Here is a 21087-nt window from a genome sequence, read left to right as displayed (position 1 = left end):
CACCGCCGTCCGTCCGCGACAGCGTCGCGTCCGCCGTCCGGCCGCGCCGATAGCGACCGCGACCCCACCCACGGCATTTATTGTCTATCATGAATAATAGGTGGGTGTGATGAGTTTCGACGACAGTTCCTCCGACGCCGTGGGCGCGGACGTCCCGCGCCCGCCGGACGTGACGGACGAAACGGACGACCGACCGACGCCGCTCGACGCGCTCTGGCGCGTCTACGAGCGCCTCCGGACGCACGTCCGCGAGTGGCCGGGTCGGTACGTCGAACAGCAGGCGAACGTCTACGAGAACTAGTCGTCGCTCGGTCGGACGCTCACGACCGGAACCGGCGCGCGCCGAACTACTTTCTCCGTGACGCTCCCGATGAGGTAGTGGTCGAGCCCCGTGCGTCCGTGCGTCCCCATCACTATCATGTCCACGCCCGCGTCCTCGGCGTACTCCAGGATGACGGTGCGGGGGACGCCGCTCCGCACGACCTCCTCGATTTCGACGCGCTCGGGGAGCATCGCGGCCGTCTCCGCGACGGCGTCCTCGGCGCGTTCGCGCTCCGCGTCGTCCCAGGCGTCGGACGCGATGCCGCTGCTCGGACTCTCGAAGCGGTTCCGGGTGTCCATCACGGCGAGCACGTGCACCGTCGCGTCGTACGTCGAGGCGAGTTCGCTCGCGTGCGTCACCGCCGCCGCCGTGCCCGCGCTGTTGTCCGTCGGGAGGAGGATGTCGTCGTACATCAGATGACACCTCCGGACGCCATCACGAAGAGGGCGACGGCGATTATCGCGAACAGGCCGCCGACGCCCGACTTGATGGTGTCCGTGTCGAGCGCCGCGGAGACGTAGGGCGCGATCTGGCCGCCCGTCACCGTCGCCGGCACCGTGAACACGACCATGTTCCACGGCGTCGAGGCGAGGCTGAGCGAGTGCCCGCCGACCAGCCCGCCGCCGAACACGTGGACGAGCGACGCGATGATGGCCGTGGTGGCGACGACGATGTGGTTCGTGCCGATGGCGACCCGCACCGGCACCTCGGTGCGGAGCATCGAGATGATGCCGAGTTCGCCGATGCCGAACCCGGCGAGCCCCTGGAAGACGCCGCCGACGCTGTACGTGCCGAACCGTTCGAGGTAGCCGGAGCGCGAGTACCGGTAGTCCTCGCCGTCGCGGTCGACCCGCGTCACCTGGCCCTCGTCGTCCGTGCGGACGCCCGCGGGGCCGAGTTTGTCGCTGTCGTCCGGGAGTGCCTCGTCATCGCCGGGGTGGCCGCCGTCGGTCGCCGCCTCGCCCTCGGATTCGTCGCCGTGCGCGAGGTCGATGCGGAACAGGAGGTAGGACGCCGCGAACAGCGCGAGCGCGAGCAGGCCGTGGAACACCCACTCGGGGATGACGAAGGAGAGGAGCGCGCCGCCGACGACGAACGGGATGCCGCCGAGCACGAGCGAGAGCGCGAGCCGGCGGTCTACGAGTCCGTACCGGATGAACGCGATGGACGAACTCGATAAGCCGAACGCCTCGCTGATGAGGCCGACCTTCACGAGCGTCTCCGGTTCGAGCGGGTGCGCGAGCAGGGGGAAGACGAAGATGAGGAACGGCACGAACAGCGCCGACCCACTGATGCCGACGGTGTTGACGATGGTCGCGCCGAGCAGGAAGAACGGGAACAGCCACCAGTATTCGAGCCAGTAGCCCGTGCCGCCCGCGTCACCGGTCGGCGCGAACCCGACGACGCCCGCGATGAAGAGGAGCGGCGCGGTGAACACGAACACGTGCTGGTACTTGAGGAACGTCTTCACCGCGCGGTCGTACGACGACATCTATGTGAACACCTCGCGGCGACTCGGTGCGGGAACGCGAACGCGCCCGGGGTTCGCCACCTGCGCCTCTCGGGGGATACTCGTACTCGACATAGCAAGCCTATACACCCGTTTCGGTGGAAAAGTCTTGATATACGGGCGAGGCCTGACGAGTCTACCCGAGTTCGGAGCGCCGGAAGGACGCGTAGCCGGCGAGCAGGCCGAGCGCGCCCCACGCGGCCATCGTGAGGACGTTGAACCAGAGCTGGGCTTCGATGCGGGACGACTCGCCGCCGAACGTCCCCGCGAGTTGCGGGTACTGGTCGGTGACGCCGCTGTAGACGGGTTCGGTGGCGTAGAGGTAGGCGGTCGCGGGGGAGAGCGCGTTGACGAACGACCGCGTGGACTCGGTGACGGTGGTGCCGAACGTGGTCGCGACGGCGTCGAGGACGGTGCCGATGTTGACGATGGGGAGGAACCCGAACCAGAACGGGACGAGCAGGAAGTACGCGCCGAACACGCCGAGCATCGCCCGGGAGCGACGCCTGGTCGCGGCGGACACGCCGACGAACAGGCCGGTGAGCGACACGCCGTAGAGCGCGGACACCCCGGCGAACGTGGCGAACCGGCCGAGGTTCGGCGCGTTCTCGAACGTCGCGAGCGCGACGACGAACCCGACGAGGAGGGCGACGACGACCGCGCCGAGCGTGACGCTCGCGCGGGACGCGAACTTCCCGAGGACGTACGAGAGCCGGGAGTTCGGGAGGCCGAGCACGTACTTGACGACGCCGGACTCCCGGTCGCCCGCGACGGCGAGGTAGGAGAGCGGCGCGACGAACAGCGGGAACACGAGGAACGTCATGAATGACACGTCGAACAGCGTCCGGTAGGGGTCGGGGTAGATGTTGCGCTCGGAGACGAACACGAGCGCGACGAGCGCGGCGAACACGCCGACGACGCCGAGCACGACGTACGACCGCGCGGCGTTCTTCAGGTCGTCGCGCGCGACGGTGCGGAGGCTCACGCCGACTCACCCCCGGCGTCCGCGGGCGCGCTCTCCTCCGCCGTCTCGTCGCCGGTGGTCGCGGGCGTCTCGTCGCCGTTCGTGTACCGCTCGAAGAGGGTTTCGAGGGACGCGTCGTCGATGGTCACGTCCACGACGGGCGCGGTGTCGTCGAGCGCGCGGAGCGCCGGCATCTTCGCCGCGGGGCGATTCACGGTGAGTTCGACAGTGTCGCCGCGCTCGCTGACGGCGGTCACGCCCTCGACGGCCTCGACGGATGCGAGGTTCGGCGCGCCGTCCACGTCCGCCTCGATGACGGACTCCGCGCTGAGTTCCGCGCGGAGGTTGTCGATGGTGTCCACGGCGACGAGTTCGCCGCCGCTCATGATGCCCACCCTATCGCAGACCTTCTCCACCTGTTCGAGGATGTGACTGGAGAAGAAGACGGTCGCGCCGCGGTCGGCTTCCGCCTCGACGATGCGGCGGAGGCGCTTGATGCCCTCGGGGTCGAGGCCGGACGACGGTTCGTCGAGCACGAGGAGGTCGGGGTCGCCGACGAGCGCGATGGCGAGGCCGAGGCGCTGTTTCATCCCCTTCGAGTACCCGCCGGTGCGGCGGCGCGCGGCCTCCGGCGCGAGACCGACGCGCTCGATGAGTTCGTCGGGGTCGTCGTTCGCGCCTTTCGTCTCGATGGCGGACGCGACGTGCTCGCGGCCCGTGAGGTTCTCGTAGAGTTCGAGGCCGTCCGGCAGGAGGCCGGTGCGCTGGCGAACCGCCCGGGACTCCCGGGTTGCGTCGTGGCCAAGCACGGTCGCGCTCCCCTCGCTCGGGTCGAGAAACCCGAGGAGCATGTCGATAGTGGTGGACTTCCCCGCGCCGTTCGGCCCGAGGAAGCCGTACACTTCACCGGATTCGACGTCGAGGTCGATGCCGTCCACGGCGACGAACTCGCCGAACCGCTTCGTCAGCGACGTTGTCTGGAGGGCGGACACACCCGGGGATTGGTGAGTCGGCCTATCAATCCACCGGACTACCAGTCCGCCTCGGGTTCGACGCCGGCGTCCTTCGTCTCGAAGTCCCACTCCTCCCGGAGGTCGCGCACGCGGTCGCGGATGTCCGCCGCGAGTTCGAATTCGAGGTTGTCCGCGGCCTCCCGCATCCGCTCCTCCAGGACCTCGATGCGTTCCCGTGCCTCCGCCTCGGTGGCGGGGCCGTCGCCGGTCACGTCGCTCGTGTCGGTCTTCGCGCCGGGGAGGTTCGTCTCCGACACCGCCTTCTCTATCGTCGTCGGGGTCGTGCCGTGCTCCTCGTTGAACTCCTCCTGGATTCTCCGGCGGCGCTGGGTTTCGTCGATGGCGTCCGCCATCGCGTCCGTCGTCTCGTCCGCGTACAGGACGACCTCGCCGTTCACGTTCCGCGCGGCCCGTCCCATCGTCTGAATCAGGCTGGTGCGCGAGCGCAGGAACCCCTGCTGGTCGGCGTCCAGAATCCCCACGAGCGACACCTCCGGGATGTCCAATCCCTCCCGGAGGAGGTTGATACCCACGAGCACGTCGAACTCGCCCAGTCGGAGGCCGCGGACGAGTTCGTGCCGTTCGAGCGTGTCCGTCTCGTCGTGCATGTACTCCACGGCCACCCCGGCCTCCTCTAAGTACTCGGTGAGGTCTTCGGCCATGCGCTTCGTGAGCGTCGTGACGAGCACGCGCTCGTCGCGCTCCGCCCGGTTCTGGATGCGCTCCATCAAGTCCTCTATCTGGCCGTCCGCGGGCGACACCTCCACCTTCGGGTCGACGAGGTAGGTCGGGCGGACGATCTGTTCCACGACGTTCCCGGACACGTCGCGCTCGTAGTCGCTCGGCGTCGCGGACACGTACAGCGTCTGGTCGGTCTTCTCCTCGAACTCCTCGAAGGAGAGGGGGCGGTTCTCGTACGCCGTCGGCAGGCGGAAGCCGTTCTCGACCAGGCTCTCCTTCCGGGACTTGTCGCCCGCGAGCTGGCCCTTGATTTGGGGGACGGTTCGGTGTGACTCGTCGATGACCGTGAGGAAGTCGTCGGGGAAGTAGTCGAGGAGGGTGTAGGGCGCGTCGCCCTGCTCGCGGTCGGAGAAGTAGAGCGTGTAGTTCTCGATGCCCGAGCAGTACCCGGCCTCCCGGAGCATTTCGAGGTCGAACGTCGTGCGCTCCTCGATGCGCTGGGCGGCGAGGAGGTCGCCCTGCCGCTCGAAGTACTCGACGCGGTCTTCCATGTCCGACTCAATGCGCTCGACGGCGTTCTCCAGACGCTGTTCGGGAATCGAGTAGTGCTCCGCCGGGTGGACGAGCACCGCGGGTTCCTCCGACTGCACCTCACCCTCCAACGGGTCGATTTTGCGGAGCGTGTCGATTTCGTCGCCCCAGAACTCCACGCGGACGGCGTACCGACCGTACATCGGGAAGATTTCGACCGTGTCCCCGCGCACCCTGAACGTGCCCTGCGTGAAGTCCACGTCGTTGCGCTCGTAGTTGAGGTCTACGAGCCGCCCCAGGAGTTCGTCCCGGTCTATCTCCTGTCCGCGGGCGAGTTCGAGGCTCATGTCCACGTAGTTCGACGGGTCGCCCAGCCCGTAGATGGCGGACACGGACGCCACCACGATGACGTCGTCCCGCGTGAGAAGCGACCGCGTCGCGGAGTGCCGCAAGCGGTCGATCTCTTCGTTCACGGACGCGTCCTTGTCGATGTACGTGTCCGTCTGCTCGACGTACGCCTCCGGCTGATAGTAGTCGTAGTAGGAGACGAAGTATTCTACTGCATTATCCGGGAAGAGGTTCTTGAACTCCTCGTACAACTGCGCGGCGAGCGTCTTGTTGTGCGCGATGACCAGCGTCGGCTTCTGAATCTCCTCGATAGTCCACGAGACGGTGTTCGTCTTCCCCGACCCAGTCACCCCGAGCAGCGTCTGCTTGTCCACGCCGTTCTCGAACCCCGCCGCCAACTGCTCGATGGCCTCGGGCTGGTCGCCCGCGGGGTCGAACGGCGCGTCCACCCGAAACGGCTGCTCCGCGTCCGGCCGGTCCGGCTGCAACGCACCCTCGGAATCACTCATTACCGATTCATGGGGACGAAGAAACGTAAGCGCCGCGCCCACCGAAACGCCGGGATTTTTCCTCCAGGTTTTGCGCCCGACCAGCGGGAGGGTGGAAAAAGTGGAACGTGAGCGCCGCGCCCACCGAAACGCCGGGATTTTTCCTCCAGGTTTTGCGCCCGACCAGCGGGAGGGTGGAAAAAGTGGAACGTGAGCGCCGCGCCCACCGAAACGTCGGTTGGGTTCGCGGCGTCAGTCGCGGCGCGCGAGCAGCGCGACGCCGAGGAGCGCGAGGACTGCGACGACGACGCCGAACCCGGGCACGCTCGCCGTGGATTCCGTGCTCGTCGCGTTCGGGTCGGTGTCGGTCGTGGACGTGGCGGCAGCCGTCGTGGTCGTCGTCGTTGCCGTCGCGGCGGTCGTCGTCGCGGCGGTCGTGGTGGTCGTGTCGTCCGCCGTCGCAGCCGGCGCGCCGTCCGTCGTCGTCACCGTGGTCGTGGTCGTTGTCGCGGTCGCCGTCGTCGTGGTGGATTCGTCGGTCGCCGTCTCCGTGGTGGTCGTCTCCGTGGGCGTGTCCGTGGTGGTGTCGGCGGTGACGGTCACGGTGAGGGCGGCGGTTTCGGTGTTCCCGGCGTCGTCGGTGACCGCGAGGCTGACCGTGTACGTTCCGGCGGTCTCGTAGGCGTACGTGGTCGTGCGGTTGTCCGCGACCGCGGGGCCGAGGTTCCACGTGTAGTCGGCGACGCCGGACGCGTCGTCGCTCGCGGTGTCCGGCGCGAACGTCACGGACTCCCCGACATCGACGGTGCGGTTCGCGCCGACGGCGACGGTCGGGGCGACCGCGTCGAGCAGGATGTCGCCCGAGGTGTCGGTCGCGACCGCGCCCTGGCCGTCGCGGGCGGTGACGGTGGCGGTCTCGTTCCCGGCGGTGTCGTCCGCATCGACGCCCACGGTCGCGGTGTACGTGTCGCCGCTCGCGTGCGTGAGTTCGACCGTGCCCGCGCCGAACGCGGACGCGTCCGCGGTCACGCTCCCCACGTCACCCGTCGCGTTCGCGGTGATGGTCACCGCGTCGGAGGCGTTCACGATACCGTCGGCGTTCGTCGCGTCACGCAGGGTCGCGTTCACCAGCGCGACGCCGGTCTGGTTCCGCGTCGCGTTCGCCGTGAGCGTCCCGTCGAACGTGTTCACCCCCGTGGACGCCGAGTCGAGCGCGAGCGTGTAGTTCCCGTCCGTCGCCACCGCGTGCGTCCCCTCGTACCGGTAGGGGTCGCTGGACGAGATTTCGTCGAGGTCGCTCCTGTCGAGGGTCTCGTTCTCCGCGCCCGAGAGGCCGAGCGACGCGCTCTCCACGCCCGCGGTCGAGTTGAACCCGAACCGGAGGTCGCCGTCCGCGGTCGTGTTCAGCGTGAGGTTCCAGACCGTGAATCCGCGGTCGATGGTGGCGTTGTCCTCGTACCCGGGACTCGTCTCCTGTCCGTCGAGCGAGGTCGCGGACGCGAGCGTGCCGTTGTACTCGCCGTTCGCGTCCGGAACGTACGCCGTCCCGTACCGGTAGCCGTCGTCCGTGTCGCTCACCGAGAAGTCGTCCACGCCGAGCGTGCGGTTCGACGGCCCCGTGATATCGACGGTGGTCGCGCTCAACCGCTCGTCCGCCTCGAACGACACGCCGAGCTTCCCGGACTCGTTCGCGAGCGTGAAGTTCCACGTCCGGAACACCTGGTCGATAGTCACCTCGTCCACGAGGTCGTCGTCGTCCGTCCCCTCGGGCGAGGTCGCGGAGTCGAACGTCACGGTGTAGTTCCCGTCACTGCTCCCGTCGTACGTGCCGTTGTAGACGTAGGGCGCGCTCGAATCGCTCGTCGAGAAATTGTCGAGGTCGAGGGTCGCGTTCTCCGCGCCGTCAACGGTGAGCGTCAGCGAGTCGAGCGCGTCGGTCGCCTCGAACGAGACGTTCACGTCCTGGCCGGGCGCGGCGGTCGCGTTCAGGTTCGTCACGTCGAACATCCGGTCGATCGTCGCGCTGTCCGTCACGCCAGGACTCGCCGCGTCGCCGTCCATCGCCGTCCCGGATTCGAGCGTCCCCTCGTACGTCCCGTCCGCGACCGGCGTGTAGTTCGCGACGTACGTGTAGTCACCGCTCAACGACACCTCGTCGAAGTCCGAGAGCGACAGGTCGGTGCCGTCCGGCCCCGAGACGGTCACCGAGACCGACTGGAGGTCTTCGGTCGCGTCGAACGACACCCGTAGACTGTTCGACTCGTTCGTCACGGAGAAGTTCGAGAATTCGAGGGGTTCGTCGGTGTCCGCGGCGGCCGCGACGCCCGCGCCGAGCGCGGGATTGACTTCGCTCCCGTCGAGCGTCACGGTGTCCGCGGTACCGTTCAGGTACGTGTACGCGAGGTTCGCTGGCGAGTTCGACTGGAGGTAGAGGAGTTCGGGCGTCGCGTCTCCGGCCCAGTCCACCGCCGCGATTGGGTCTTTCTTCGCGCCCGCGTGGATGCTCTCGGAGGTTCCGTTCGCGTACAGCAACCGCACGTTCCCGCTCCCGTCCACTATCGGCACGCTCGCCGTGCCGTCCCCGTCGAAGTCTCGGGGTGCGCCGATTGCGCCGGGGTTCGAGGGGTTCTTATCGCTCAGGCGGGTCGAACTGGAGCCGTCCCACACCATCACCTGGCCGGACGCCTGCCCGACCAACGCGAGTTCGTCGCCCGCGTCGGCCGAGAAGTTCCCGACGCCCACCGCGGCCTCGACTTCGAAGTCGTCGGTGACGAACTGGGGCGACCCGGCGCTCGAATAGTTCACGCGCATCAGGAAGTCCCCGCCGCTCGTGGACGTCTCCCTCGCGTAGTAGACGGAGTTCGTGCCGTCGCCGTCGAAGTCACCGACGGCGACCTTGGTCTTCGACTTCTTCGCCTGGTCGGCGAGCAACACGTCCTCGCCGGTGCGGTCGATGGCGCGGAGTTCGTTGTTCTCGTTGACGTACGGAACCTCGACGTAGTAGTCGTCGTCGAGGTTCGCGGCGCGACCGACGATTTCCGCGCTCACGCCCATGTCTATCGTGTCGCCGGACGCCGTCGCGAGCGTAACGTTCCCCGAACTGCTATCGACGTACGCGAACTTCACGACCGGGTCGGTGTCGCCGGTCGCCGCGGCCGCGCTCTGCGCGGCGATGCTCGTCGCGATGGGGGCGACGACGAGCATCGCGGCGAGGGCGAGTACGGCGGCTCGCCCACTTCGGTGAGTCATTTGTCAGTTGGACGCCACTCACACGGAAAGGCCTTCTCGCCGATTTACCACTCTTGAACGTTGTGGCCGCTGATATCGGGCCGTACGTGCGTGTGGAGTTTACGTCGCCGAAAACCGAAAAATCAGGGTGGTTTAAAAGACGGAGTCGGCGGTGGCCGCGCCGACCACGGAGAAGATAGCGCCGACGCACGTCGCCTTCAACGTGAGCGCCGCGAGCGCCACTGGCTCCGCCGCCACGCCCGCCGCCTCCGCGAACGTCGAGGGCGCGCCGAACGCGAACGCCAACACCAACACCGACCCGAACGCGACGAGCAGGAGGCTGAGGAACCGCACCGGCACCCCACCGACCTCCGCCTCCCTGTCCGGGTCGCGGTCGTCGTCCGCCTTGTACAGCGCGCCGTACCCGATACCCGACACGATGAGCACCGTCACGAGCACGTGATACCACCGCATCCCTCCCGCGAGCACCCACACCTCCTCCGTCACCACGAACGGCCCCGCCAACAGGAACCCGCCCACCACCTGCTGGGCCGTGTCAGCCAACGCGTACCGCTTCCCTCGCCCGACCATACCAGCCACAGAACCACCACCCAAAAGGCACTTTCGACGCCCAGCGGCGCTCGCTCGTTCGGCGGACTCTCACGCTGTTCGAGTTATCCTGTTCGCGGGTCACTCCGTTCCCCGCTCGCTTATTCGGAGAGCACTCTCGCTGTTCGTGCTCTCCGACACCACAACCGATACTTGTCCACTCCTCCTTCCCTTGGTATGAGCGTTCGCGAGGAGTTCGACGAGTGGGCGGCGTCGGGCCGCGATAAGGGCATGGAGGAGCGACACTGGCACACGGCGAAGCACGTGCTCGCGCGGATGCCGGTCGAGGCGGGCGACACGGTGCTCGACCTCGGGACGGGGAGCGGGTACGCGCTCCGCGCGCTCCGCCAGCGCGACGTGGGGCGGGCGTACGGCCTGGACGGCGCGCCGGAGATGGCGCGGAACGCGCGCTCGTACACCGAGGACGACCGCGTCGGGTACGTCGTGGGCGACTTCGGGAGTCTGCCGTTCGCGACGGACAGCGTCGACCACGTGTTCTCGATGGAGGCGTTCTACTACTCGGCCGACCCCCTGGAGACGCTGGCGGAGGTGCGGCGGGTGCTGCGTCCGGGCGGGACGTTCTACTGCGCGGTGAACTACTACGAGGAGAACACGTACTCGCACGCCTGGCAGGACTCCATCAGCGTCGAGATGACGCGGTGGAGTCGCGAGGACTACCGGCGGAACTTCCGGGAGGCGGGACTGGTCGTGGCGGAGCAGGACAACGTCGCCGACCGCGAAATCGAGATTCCGGACGCCGCTGCGTTCCCGACGGAGGAGTTCGACACGCGCGAGGAGATGGTCGAGCGCTACCGCAGACTCGGCACGCTCCTCACCGTCGGCGTCGCACCCTGACCGCGCCCGCTCCACTCGAAACAGGGGTTGGTTCGGGGTGTCGGGAATGGGATGTGCCACACAGTCCCGTCCCACGCACCCTCCCGGGCCTCTCGACGCCGCTCTCGTTCTGACGCGACCTCCCCGTTTCGCGTGGAGTTACGGCCGGTAGCGCCCGCCGACGTAGTCGATGACGACGAAACTCACCGCGGTCACGACGAGGAGGACGGTGCCCATCGCGGCCGCGGGGCCGATGCTCGGGCCGGCGGTTCTGTCCACGAGGAAGCGCTTGAGCGCGACGGGCATCGTGTACGTGTTCTCGCCCGCGAGGATGACCGTGGAGTCGAACTCGCCGATGCTGATGGCGAACGCGAACGCCGCGCCCGCGACGACGCCCGGCCAGACGAGCGGGAGTTCGACGTCCCAGAGCGCGCGAGCGCGGTCCGCGCCGAGGCTCCGCGCGGCCTCCACGAGTCGGTCGTCGAGGTCGGCGAGCATCGGCGCGACGTTCCGCACGACGAACGGGTAGCCGGCGACGGCGTGCGCCATCACGACCACGGCGGGGCCGACGACGCTCACGCGATAGGAGCCGATATCGACGCCGAACACGAGCCCCTGGAGCAACCCGAACCCGACGACGACGCCGGAGACGGCGATGGGAGCCATGAGGACGGTGTCGCCGAGTTTGCGGAGGCGGCCGCCCCGGGTGCTGAACGCCGCGACGACGACGCCCATCGGGAGCGCGACCGCGAGCGCGCCCAGCCCGAACAGCAGGGAGTTCCAGACCGCCACCGACGGCTCCGTTCGACTCCCGCCCTGGCGCTCGACCAGGAGCCGCCACCATTCGAGCGTCGGGTCGTCGAGGCCGCCGACGCTCGCGAGAACCATGCTCGCGAGCGGCAGGACGAACACGACGACTATCACCAGGCCGTAGGCGGCGATTCCCGCGCGGGAGAGCCAGTCGCGGAGCGTGTCCGCGGAGAACAGCCGGGCGCGCGGGAGCGGTTTCCCCGTGCCGCTGCTCGCGCGCCGCGCCTCGTACCGGAGGTAGACGTACATGAAGAACAGCGAGAACGCGGTTTCGAGCGTGCCGAGCGCCGCCGCCGTCTCGTAGTCGAGCTGGTTCACGCTCGCGTACAGCCACACCTCCACGGTCGCGAGCCGCAGGCCGCCCAGCCCGAGGACGATGGGGAACGTCATGAACGTGAAGACGAACGTGAGGAGCGCGCTCGCGGCGAGCGCGGGCACGAGCTGGGGGAGCACCACGTCCGTAAACGACCGCACGCGGCCCGCGCCGAGGCTTCGCGCGGTCTCGACGGCGTTCGCGTTCACGTTCTCCCACGCCGTCCCGACCATCCGCGTCACCAGCGGCGCGTTGTAGAACGCGTGCGCGAGCACGACGAGTTCGAGCGTGTACAGCATCTCCACCCGTCCGAACCCGAGCCAGGCGAGCACGTCGTTCACGGTGCCGAAGGTGCCGAACGTCGCGACGAACCCCGCGACCACCATGATGGACGGCAGGACGAACGGGAGGATGGTGAGCGACTTCAGCGTGCTCCGCCCGGGGAACTCGAAGCGAGCGAGCACCCACGCGCCTGGCACGCCGAGCAGGACGCTCAGAACGGTGGAGAGAACCGCCTGATAGGCGGTGAATCCGAACAGTCCGAACTCGACGTTCCCCGCCTCGTGGACGAGCACGACGAACGGCGGCCGGGAGACGAGCGCGGGCCGCGCGGTCGCGAGGAACTCGACGGTCCACGCCGCGGCGTCCCCGGGCACGCGGAGCGGGGCCTCGAACAGCGTGTGCGCCGCGCCGAGGAAGAACGGGTCGCTGAGAACGCCGAGCAACACGTCGGGCGTCACCGCCGCGAGCGGGTCTGCGAGCGCGCTGAACACGCCGTACCCATCTCTGAGGACGGCGTTCTCGAACACCGTCCAGACCGGGTAGTAGAAGACGACGAGCAGGACGAGCAGGGTCGCCAATCCGGTCGCGAGCAGGAGCGCTCGCGCCGGCGTCGGCGCTAGTTGCTCGCTATCTGGCGCGCCCACTCGTTTATCCATCCGTCGAGGTTTCCTGCGAGTTCCTCGTACGTAAACGTCACCGGCTCCGGCGGCTCGTGCGCGTACTGGTCGTACTCGTCGGGGAGGTCGGCGGTCGTCGTCGCCGGGAACTGGACGTTGTTCACCGCGATGTTCGCCTGCGCCTCGTCGGTGAGCACGAAGTCCATGAACGCCGCGGCGGTCTCGGGCTGGTTCGTGTCCGCGAACCGCGCCATCGCCTCGGGGTTCGCGTACCCCTGGTCGTTCAGGAACCCGATCTGGTGGCGGGGGAGTTCGTCCTCGCCGTGGTAGTACACCTGGTCGGTGGAGTAGGAGACGACGATGGGACGCTCGCGGTTCATGTACGCGTTGTACGCGGGCTGCCAGTCGTCGAGGATGCGCACGTCGTTCTCCACGAGGTCCTGCCAGTAGTCGAGGTAGCCGTCCGCGCCCATCTCGTGAATCGTCCAGAGGAGGAACGCCCGCCCGGGGTCGCTCGTCTGCGCGTTCTCCGCGAGGAGCGCGCCCTGGTAGGCGGGACTCGTGAGGTCGTCGAACGTCTGCGGCTCCTCGATTTCCGTGCTGTCGTAGACGAGGCTGATGTAGCCGGTGTCGTAGGGGAGCGCGCGGCGCTCGGGGTCGATCTGGAGGCTGTCCTTGATTCGGCTCGCGTGCGAGAGACCGCCCGGCGTGTCGAACAGGGTCGCGTCCGGGAGCTGTTCGTCAACGCGCACGAGCTCGCCCGTGTTCAGGCCGACGAAGAGGTCCGCGTCGATGCTCGCGCCCTGCTTCTTCCGGCTGATGAACTCGTTGACGCCGTTCGACGGCGCGGTGAACTCGATTTTCGTGTCGCGCTCTGCCTCCCACGCCTGCTTCAGCCAGTTCCCCGCGGTGCCCTCGTCCCCGAAGAAGGAGTCGTAGGTCGCGATGGTCAGGGGTTCGTCGGGTTCGCTCGCCGTCCCGGTCGTCGTCCCCTCGGTCGTGCCTCCCGTGGTCGTGTCGGTGGTCGTGCCGTCGTTCGACTCGCTGACGTTCAGACAGCCCGCGAGTCCCGCGATGGCCGCCGCGCCGCCGGTCTTGAGGTACGTACGCCGCTTCATTACTCGGTTGTTTCACTAGGTGGTACATAAATCGGGCGTTTCCGACCGAAGCGTTAACTCGGGGGCTGGAGAACCTCCGGGCGTGCCGTCCAGACGCGTCGCCCTCACCGCCCTCGTCGCCGCGCTCGCCACCCTCGCCGCCGCCGTCCTCTTCGACGTGCTGGGAACCGTGTTCTTCGCGCTCACCGTCACCTACCTCCTCGCGCCGCTCCACCGCCGCCTCAACGACCGCCTCCCGCCGTGGCCGGCCGCCGCCGCGACCACCGTCGCCGTCACCACCGGCGTCCTGCTCGCGCTCGCCTCCGTCACGCTCCTGCTCGCGCGCCGCGCCGACGACATCGTGCAGTTCATCCGCGAGATACCCGCCGAGTTCACGTTCGTCGTCCTCGACACGCCCGTCGTCGTGGACGTGAGCACGCTCCTCGCCGCCGCCCGCGAGGCCGCGAGCGCCGTCGCCGTGGACGCCGCCACCGCCCTCCCCACGCTCGGCCTCAAACTCACCGTGTTCGCCTTCCTCGTCTTCGCGCTCCTCATCCACCACCGGGACGTGGAACGCGCCGTCCTCGCCGCCATCCCCCACACCTACCACGACGTGACGAGCGCGCTCGCCGGCCGCGCCCGCGCCACCCTCTACGCCATCTACGTCCTCCAGGCCGCCACCGGCCTCGGAACGTTCCTCATCGCCCTCCCCGTCTTCTTCGCGCTCGGGTACGGGCCGTTCCCGACGCTCGCGCTCGCCGCCGGCGTCCTCCAGTTCCTCCCCGTCGTCGGCCCCAGCATCGTCGTCCTCGCGCTCGCCGGCTACCACCTCACCACGGGCGACGTGACGAGCGCCGTCCTCGTCGTCGTCGTCGCCGGCGTGCTGGTCGCGTGGCTCCCGGACGTGCTCATCCGGCCGCGCCTCGCCCGCGAGACCGCGAACCTGCCGGGAAGCCTCTACTTCGTCGGGTTCGTCGGCGGCCTCCTCACGCTCGGCCCCGTCGGCATCATCGCCGGACCGCTCGTCGCCGCGCTCCTCGCGGAAGCCATCCGCCTCCTCGCCGCAGAACAGACCCGGAACCGCACTACGTAGCCACGTCCCGCCCGAGTTCCCGCCACTCCGTCAGGCTCCCCTCGTAGAACTGCACGTCCGCGAACCCCAGCCACCGCAGCACGACGAACGTGTGACTGATGCGGCGGGCCGTGTTGCAGTAGAGGACGACGCGCTCGCCGGGCACGATGCCTTTCTCGCCGAGCGCGACCTCCAGTTCGTCCGGGTGCTTGATGCCGCGCGTCCCCTCGTCCACGAGCGCCTTCCAGTCGAGGTTCACCGCGCCCGGAATGTGGCCCTCGTCGTACTCACCGGGTTCGCGCGTGTCCACGACCACGGCGTCGCCCTCGCTCGCCGCCGCCACGGCGTCCGCGCCGACGAACGGCGTCGTCTCCGGCGGCTCGGGGTCGTACGTCGTCGGTTCGACCGACACCGCCTCCGCGGATGCCTCGTGGTCGCGCGTCCACGAACTGAAGTCGCCGTCGAGCAGGTGCAGGCGCTCTATCGGGTGGCCGTGGTAGAGCGCGGTGACGAGGAAGCGCGCCGCGAACACGCCGTGCGTGTCGTCGTACGCCACGAGGTGCGTGTCGGATTCGACGCCCGCGTCCGAGAGCAGTCCGGTCCAGTCCTCGCGCGGCGGCATCATCCCGGACTCGCCGTCCGCCGTGCGGAACGCATCGAACGGGACGTTCACCGCGCTCGGGACGTGCCCGATGCCGTCGTACTCCCAGGCGTCCCGCACGTCCACCACGCGCACGCCCGGGTCGTCCAGGCGCTCCGCGACCCACGACGCCGACACCACGAGGTCGTCCGTCTCGCTCATACCCGGCCTACGAACGGCCCGTCCTTAGCCTCGCGGGACGCGACACTCGGACGAACTACCGGCAAAAAGCGCCGCTGTATCTGGATAACTCTCGGTGAACGCGGAACAAGCCGCGAATAGCCGGATATACTTGCCTCCACTCGTGTCGAGAGGGGGTTCCTGCCGACGGCGGATGAGGTTATGTGGGTGGCCGAACAATACCCGGATAGCATGGCAGAAGACGATTACGCGAACGACGTGCTCGTGAGCGCGGACTGGGTCGAGGAGCACCTCGACGAGTTCGAGTCCGACGACCCCGACTACCGGCTCGTCGAGGTCGACGTTGACACCGAATCCTACGACGACTCCCACGCGCCCGGCGCGGTCGGGTTCAACTGGGAGACCCAACTCCAAGACCAGGTGCAGCGGGACATCCTCGAAAAGGAGGACTTCGCCGACCTCCTCGGCTCCCACGGCATCACCGAGAACTCCACCGTCGTCCTGTACGGCGACAACTCGAACTGGTTCGCCGCGTACGCCTACTGGCAGTTCAAGTACTACGGCCACGAGGACGTGAAACTCCTCGATGGCGGCCGCGACTACTGGGTGGCGAACGACTACCCGACCACGGACGAGGTTCCCGAGTTCCCCGAACAGGACTATCAGGCGCGCGGCCCCTTCGACGGCATCCGCGCCTACCGGGACGACGTGGAGACCGCAATCGACCGCGGCATCCCGCTCGTGGACGTGCGCTCGCCCGAGGAGTACTCCGGCGAGATTCTCGCGCCCCCGGGACTCCAGGAGACCGCGCAGCGCGGCGGCCACATCCCCGGCGCGCAGAACGTCTCGTGGGCCGCGACCGTTAACGAGGACGGCACGTTCAAGACGAAGGACGAACTCGCCGACCTCTACGAGGACGCCGGCGTGACGAACGACCAGGAAGTCGTCGCGTACTGCCGCATCGGCGAACGCTCCAGCATCGCGTGGTTCGCGCTCAGCGAACTCCTCGGCTACGACGACGTCACCAACTACGACGGCTCGTGGACCGAGTGGGGGAACCTCGTCGACGCTCCCATCGAACAGGGCGAATAACTCGCACCCTTCTTTCCGCGGACGATGCCTAGAAGGCCCCAGCAGTCCACGCTCTATGTATGACTCCCGACGACGTGTTCGAGCGGGTTCGCGAGGAGAACGACACCGCGCTCTCCCGGCTCGGCTCATCGAAATCGCTGTACGCCGCCACCGGCGGCGAGATGGAGACCGAGGACGTGCTGCGCGCCGCCGCGGACGCGGAGTACGCCGCCTACGAGACCTTCCAGGAGTGGGCGGACACGAGCGACGACCCCGCGAGCGACCGCTACCAGGAGACCGCAGACGAGGAAGCAGACCACTACGACCGCGTCACCGCCAAACTCGACGACCACGTCCCGAGCGAGGACGTCTCCGCGATGCACGACCGCCTCCGCGCGCTCGACGACCCCATCGAACGCGCTGGCGGATACGTCGGCCGCCTCTTCGCGACCCGCGCATCCAAGGAACAGTACGTCGGGTTCTTCGTCGGGCAAGCCGACCCCCAGACCGCACAACTGTTCCGCGACCTCAAGGGCGACCTCGACGACCAGGACGTCCGCGCCCGCGACCTCCTCGACGCCGTCTGCGACACCGCCGAGGACTACCAGCGCGCCATCGACGCCGCCACCGACACCATCCAAGCCGCCTACGACGAATACACCCAACAACTCGAATCCCTCGGCGTCAACCCTAAACCGGTCTGCTAGACGCACCGTTTTCCAGTTCGGGGTCGCTTCGCGACCCACTCACTGCAAAACCCTGCACGAAAAATGCCGGTCGCCTCCGGCAACCGGTCAATCCCGCTCACTTCCGGGTTCTTCGAACCGCTCGTTCGCGCGAACGCGTCCCGCCAACCGCCCCGCTCCGCTTCCGCTAACCGCCCCGCGCCCGCTCCGCGCCCGTGGCGTGGGTTGAAGTAGGATGGCGGGGCGAGCAGGTGGCGTGCTCTGAGAGGAGCGCGGGACGGGAGCGCGAAACCCCGGCGGCGCGCCCGCCCGCGAGCGAGGACGCGCCGCCGTGAGCGCCCCCCGGTTCGGGAGTAGTTCTATACCGCCCGGGTGTGCAGACAGGGGTATGACCGCTCCCCTGTCGGACGACGCAGCGAGCCGATTCGTCACCGTCGCGCGCACCGCGCTCGGCGATAGCCTGCGCTCGCTGACGTTCTTCACGCGCACGGACTACGAACAGCTCTACCTCCGCGACGACCTCGAACAGGACGCCGACCTCTCCTCCTTCATCGGCCACGAGTGGCAGGCGTTCCAGCTCACCCAGGACACGTACAAGGGCTCGGAACTCGGCGAGTACCAGTACACGGTTCGGTCGTTCGAGAACGGCTTCCTCCTCCGCGTCGCCACCGAACGCGACGGCGTTTTCGTCACCACGGACGGCCTCACCGTCACGCAATTCGACGAGGCCGCGAACGCGCTCGAATCCGTGCTCGAAGACCGCCGGGACTAGAGCGAGACCGACGCGACCGTCTCGTACTCCGCCCCTTCGTGGGTGAGCGTGCTCTTCGTCAGCCTGACCTCGGAGACGCGCGCCGTCCCGACCGTCGGCGACCACTCCCGCACGAGTTCTTGCACGCGGTCTTTCCCGCCGGCGTGCTGCATCCGCGCGAGCGTGACGTGCGGCGTGAACTCGTGGTCGTCCGGGTCGAACCCGAACGCGACGAACTCCTGCTCTACGGCCTCGTGCAGGCGGACGAACGGCTCCGTCCCGGCTTCGACGCCGAGCCAGAGCACGCTGATGTAGTCGAGGTTCGGGAACACGCCGAGCCCGCCGTACGTCGCGTCGAACGGCTCCACGCCCGCGTCCGCGACGGCGGTTTCGAGCGCGTCCGCGACCGCCCCGGCCTCGCCGTCGGGCACGTCGCCGAGGAACTTCACCGTCACGTGACTCTGCGCGGGGTCGGTGAAGGAGAGCCCGTCTGCGTCCGCGAACTCGCCCTGGACGGCCGCGACGGCGTCGTGCAGGGATTCGGGGAGGTCGACGGAGACGAACAGCCGCATGGCCGGGAGTCGGTCTGCGTAGCCCTTAACCCCGTCCCTCCCATATTCGCGGGTATGACTGACCGAGAGGACGAACGCCATCATTTCTCCGAGGGCCAGGGCTTCGACGACCCCTACGAGGGGTTCGACCTCGACCCGCCGGAGCTCGAACCCGACCTGAACGAGGTCGACCCCGTGGACTCCCGCGTCGTCGCTGACAGCCTCGACGAGCGGAACCTCTCCACGCAGGACGTGGACGCGGACGACCTCATCGACGTGGGCCTGAACTACATGGGTATCAACCGCCACGAGCAGGCCGCGGACGCGTTCGAGCGCGCCGCCCGGTACGCGGACGACGACGAGACCGCGCAGGAAGCGTGGGTGAACAAGGGCGTCGCGCACGCCGAGATGGAGGAGTGGGACGACGCTGCGGGCGCGCACCGCGAAGCCGTCTTCATCGACGAGGACGGCCCGTTCGCGGCGGAGGCGGAGACGAACCTCGCGTACGCGCTCTGGGAGTTCGGCGACGACGAGGAAGCCATCTACCACGCCGAGCGCGCGGTTCGGAAGGACGACCGCCTCCCGCAGGCCTGGTACAACCTCGGGTTCATGGAGAACGAGCGCGGCCGCCACGAGGAAGCCCTCGAATGCCTGGATAACGCCATCCGACTCGGATTCAAGCAGGCGGACGTCTATCAGGAGAAGTCTCGCGCGCTCGACGAACTCGGCCGCGAGGAGGAGGCCGGCGAGGTCGAGGCGCGGGCCGACCGCATCCGGAAGGAGCAGGAGCAGCGCCTCGTCGACCAGGAATGATCGTCAGCGAGCGACAGACCGACCAGGGACTCCTCGTCACGGTCTGCGACACGGGCCTCATCGGGGAGACGTTCGAGGACGGCGACGTGTCGCTCACCGTCACCGAAGAGTTCTACGGCGGCGACGAAGTCGGCGAGGACGACGTGCTCGACAGCCTCACCCGCGCGAGCGTCGCGAACCTCGTCGGCACGCGCACCGTCGAGTTCGCCATCGACGAGGGCTTCGTGGACGAGACAGTCGTCCTCGACATCGCGGACACCCGGCACGCCCAAGTCCTCCGGCTCTGAGCGCCCACGTCGTCGCGCACGCCGGCGAAACCCCGGTGCATCGAAGGAACCAAACGCCTCCGAACCCTCCTTTCGTACATGGCTACGGGTGAACAGAGCCCGCTCGACGTCGAGCGGGTTCGCGAGGACTTCCCCATTCTCGACCGGGAGGTCGGGGACGGGGTTCCCCTCGTCTACTTCGACAACGCGGCGACCACGCAGACGCCGAACGAGGTCATCGACACGTTCGGCGACTACTACCGCGGGTACAACGCGAACGTCCACCGCGGCATCCACCAGCTCAGTCAGGAGGCGTCCATCGCGTACGAGGAGGCCCACGACCGACTCGCGGAGTTCGTCGGCGCGAGCGGCGAGCGCGAGGAGATGATTTTCACGAAGAACACGACTGAGGCCGCGAACCTCGTCGCGTACGCGTGGGGGTTGAACGAGCTCGGGGAGGGCGACGAAATCGTCCTCACGGAGATGGAACACCACTCCACCCTCGTCACCTGGCAGCAGATGGCGAAACGCACCGGGGCCGAGGTGAAGTACATCCGCGTCGACCCCGAGGACGGCAGCCTCGACATGGAGCACGCGAAGGAACTCATCGGCCCCGACACCGCGATGGTGTCGGTGGTGCACGTCTCGAACGTCCTCGGCACCGTGAACCCCCTGAGCGAGCTCGCGGACATGGCGCACGAACACGACGCGCTCATCTTCGGGGACGGCGCGCAGGCCGTCCCGAACCGCCCCGTCGATGTCGAAGACCTGGACGTGGACTTCTACGCGTTCAGCGGCCACAAGATGGCCGGCCCCACCGGGGTCGGCGGTCTCTACGGGAAGAAGGCGATTCTGGAGGAGATGGAGCCGTTCATGTACGGCGGCGAGATGATTCGCCGCGTCACCTACGAGGACTCCTCGTGGAACGACCTCCCCTGGAAGTACGAGGCCGGCACGCCCCTCATCGCGGAGGGAATCGCGTTCGCCGTCGCCGCGGACTACCTCGACGACCTCGGCCTGAAGAACATCCGCGCGCACGAAGAACGCGTCACCGCCGAGGCCTACGACCGCCTCAGTCGAATCGACGGCCTCGAAATCTACGGCCCCCGCGAGGACGAGGAGCGCGCCGGACTCGTCTCCTTCAACCTCGACGGCGTGCACGCCCACGACCTCTCCAGCATCCTCAACGACCACGGCGTCGCCATCCGCGCCGGCGACCACTGCACCCAGCCCCTCCACCAGAAGATGGACATCGCCGCGTCCGTCCGCGCGTCCTTCTACCTCTACAACACCGTCGAGGAACTCGACGCGCTCGTCGAGGGAATCGAGTCCGCGAAGGACATCTTCGCCTGACTACTGCAGACGCTCTCCCACCACTTCTTCCGCGCCGAGCAGGCCGCTGTAGCCGTACGCCCCGAACACGCCCACGAGCGTCTGCGCGAGCCGCGC

General features: G+C 68.3%; 20 protein-coding genes. 9 read left to right on the top strand and 11 right to left on the bottom strand.

Features of this window, described 5'->3' with window-relative positions; genetic code table 11:
• The first annotated feature begins 109 nt into the window (after positions 1-109).
• Complete coding sequence (locus LI334_RS00390; protein WP_227261189.1) at positions 110-301, top strand: hypothetical protein; 192 nt, start codon at positions 110-112, stop codon at positions 299-301.
• On the opposite strand, the gene LI334_RS00385 is transcribed toward LI334_RS00390, so the two are convergent.
• The 7 genes from LI334_RS00385 to LI334_RS00355 all read right to left on the bottom strand — a co-directional run bounded on the left by LI334_RS00385 (position 298) and on the right by LI334_RS00355 (position 9676).
• Entirely contained in the window at positions 298-735 is a 438-nt protein-coding gene (locus LI334_RS00385) for a universal stress protein (protein WP_227261188.1), read from the bottom strand. The genes LI334_RS00390 and LI334_RS00385 overlap by 4 nt on opposite strands.
• Complete coding sequence (locus LI334_RS00380) at positions 735-1814, bottom strand: sulfite exporter TauE/SafE family protein (RefSeq protein WP_227261187.1); 1080 nt, start codon at positions 1812-1814, stop codon at positions 735-737. The genes LI334_RS00385 and LI334_RS00380 overlap by 1 nt, the downstream gene beginning before the upstream one ends.
• Before the next feature lie 154 nt (positions 1815-1968).
• Positions 1969-2817 carry an ABC transporter permease gene (locus tag LI334_RS00375; RefSeq protein ID WP_227261186.1) on the bottom strand — a complete coding sequence of 283 codons (849 nt, stop codon included), beginning with the start codon at positions 2815-2817 and terminating at the stop codon, positions 1969-1971.
• The gene (locus tag LI334_RS00370) at positions 2814-3788 is read right to left on the bottom strand and encodes an ABC transporter ATP-binding protein (RefSeq protein WP_227261185.1); all 975 of its coding nucleotides are present in this window, start codon (positions 3786-3788) and stop codon (positions 2814-2816) included. Before LI334_RS00370 ends, LI334_RS00375 begins: the two co-directional genes overlap by 4 nt.
• 38 nt (positions 3789-3826) lie before the next feature.
• Positions 3827-5878 carry an excinuclease ABC subunit UvrB gene (gene uvrB, locus LI334_RS00365; protein WP_227261184.1) on the bottom strand — a complete coding sequence of 684 codons (2052 nt, stop codon included), beginning with the start codon at positions 5876-5878 and terminating at the stop codon, positions 3827-3829.
• A gap of 231 nt (positions 5879-6109) precedes the next feature.
• Positions 6110-9106 carry a PKD domain-containing protein gene (locus tag LI334_RS00360; protein WP_227261183.1) on the bottom strand — a complete coding sequence of 999 codons (2997 nt, stop codon included), beginning with the start codon at positions 9104-9106 and terminating at the stop codon, positions 6110-6112.
• Between the two features lie 132 nt (positions 9107-9238).
• Positions 9239-9676, bottom strand: coding sequence for a DUF2391 domain-containing protein (locus LI334_RS00355; protein WP_227261182.1), 438 nt, complete (start codon positions 9674-9676; stop codon positions 9239-9241).
• 195 nt (positions 9677-9871) lie between these two features.
• Between LI334_RS00355 and LI334_RS00350 the strand changes: the two genes are divergently transcribed.
• Positions 9872-10549 carry a class I SAM-dependent methyltransferase gene (locus LI334_RS00350; RefSeq protein ID WP_227261181.1) on the top strand — a complete coding sequence of 226 codons (678 nt, stop codon included), beginning with the start codon at positions 9872-9874 and terminating at the stop codon, positions 10547-10549.
• A 138-nt stretch (positions 10550-10687) separates the two neighbouring features.
• Here the strand turns inward: LI334_RS00350 and LI334_RS00345 are convergent, their stop codons facing one another.
• A complete protein-coding gene (locus LI334_RS00345) occupies positions 10688-12589 on the bottom strand; it encodes an ABC transporter permease (RefSeq protein ID WP_227261180.1) in 1902 nt (633 codons plus the stop codon).
• The gene (locus LI334_RS00340; RefSeq protein ID WP_227261179.1) at positions 12550-13668 is read right to left on the bottom strand and encodes a thiamine ABC transporter substrate-binding protein; all 1119 of its coding nucleotides are present in this window, start codon (positions 13666-13668) and stop codon (positions 12550-12552) included. The genes LI334_RS00345 and LI334_RS00340 overlap by 40 nt, the downstream gene beginning before the upstream one ends.
• An 82-nt stretch (positions 13669-13750) precedes the next feature.
• Here LI334_RS00340 and LI334_RS00335 point away from each other — a divergent pair, with 82 nt between their 5' ends.
• Positions 13751-14740, top strand: a complete 990-nt coding sequence (locus tag LI334_RS00335; protein WP_227261178.1) for an AI-2E family transporter — start codon at positions 13751-13753, stop codon at positions 14738-14740.
• On the opposite strand, the gene LI334_RS00330 is transcribed toward LI334_RS00335, so the two are convergent.
• Entirely contained in the window at positions 14733-15521 is a 789-nt protein-coding gene (locus tag LI334_RS00330) for a sulfurtransferase (RefSeq protein WP_227261177.1), read from the bottom strand. The genes LI334_RS00335 and LI334_RS00330 overlap by 8 nt on opposite strands.
• Positions 15522-15731: 210 nt before the next feature.
• On the opposite strand from LI334_RS00330, the gene LI334_RS00325 reads away from it, so the two are divergent.
• From LI334_RS00325 to LI334_RS00315, 3 genes are all read left to right on the top strand, one after another.
• Positions 15732-16592 (top strand): sulfurtransferase, encoded by an 861-nt coding sequence (locus LI334_RS00325; RefSeq protein WP_227261176.1) that lies wholly within the window; start codon positions 15732-15734, stop codon positions 16590-16592.
• A gap of 59 nt (positions 16593-16651) precedes the next feature.
• Positions 16652-17278, top strand: coding sequence for a rubrerythrin family protein (locus LI334_RS00320; RefSeq protein ID WP_227261175.1), 627 nt, complete (start codon positions 16652-16654; stop codon positions 17276-17278).
• Between the two features lie 367 nt (positions 17279-17645).
• Positions 17646-18029 carry a DUF7522 family protein gene (locus tag LI334_RS00315; protein WP_227261174.1) on the top strand — a complete coding sequence of 128 codons (384 nt, stop codon included), beginning with the start codon at positions 17646-17648 and terminating at the stop codon, positions 18027-18029.
• On the opposite strand, the gene thpR is transcribed toward LI334_RS00315, so the two are convergent.
• Positions 18026-18580 (bottom strand): RNA 2',3'-cyclic phosphodiesterase, encoded by a 555-nt coding sequence (gene thpR / locus LI334_RS00310; RefSeq protein WP_227261173.1) that lies wholly within the window; start codon positions 18578-18580, stop codon positions 18026-18028. The two genes, LI334_RS00315 and thpR, sit on opposite strands and share 4 nt — an antisense overlap.
• 54 nt (positions 18581-18634) lie before the next feature.
• Here thpR and LI334_RS00305 point away from each other — a divergent pair, with 54 nt between their 5' ends.
• The 3 genes from LI334_RS00305 (at position 18635) to LI334_RS00295 (ending at position 20991) form a co-directional block, all read left to right on the top strand.
• Complete coding sequence (locus LI334_RS00305) at positions 18635-19372, top strand: tetratricopeptide repeat protein (RefSeq protein WP_227261172.1); 738 nt, start codon at positions 18635-18637, stop codon at positions 19370-19372.
• Positions 19369-19659 carry a DUF424 domain-containing protein gene (locus LI334_RS00300; RefSeq protein ID WP_227261171.1) on the top strand — a complete coding sequence of 97 codons (291 nt, stop codon included), beginning with the start codon at positions 19369-19371 and terminating at the stop codon, positions 19657-19659. Before LI334_RS00305 ends, LI334_RS00300 begins: the two co-directional genes overlap by 4 nt.
• A gap of 78 nt (positions 19660-19737) precedes the next feature.
• Entirely contained in the window at positions 19738-20991 is a 1254-nt protein-coding gene (locus tag LI334_RS00295) for an aminotransferase class V-fold PLP-dependent enzyme (RefSeq protein ID WP_227261170.1), read from the top strand.
• Positions 20992-21087: the final 96 nt, after the last annotated feature.

Source organism: Salarchaeum japonicum (genome assembly GCF_020614395.1).
Lineage (GTDB): Archaea > Halobacteriota > Halobacteria > Halobacteriales > Halobacteriaceae > Salarchaeum > Salarchaeum japonicum.
The sequence above is the reverse complement of the archived record's forward strand: the minus strand, read 5'-3'. Positions and strand labels throughout refer to the sequence as shown.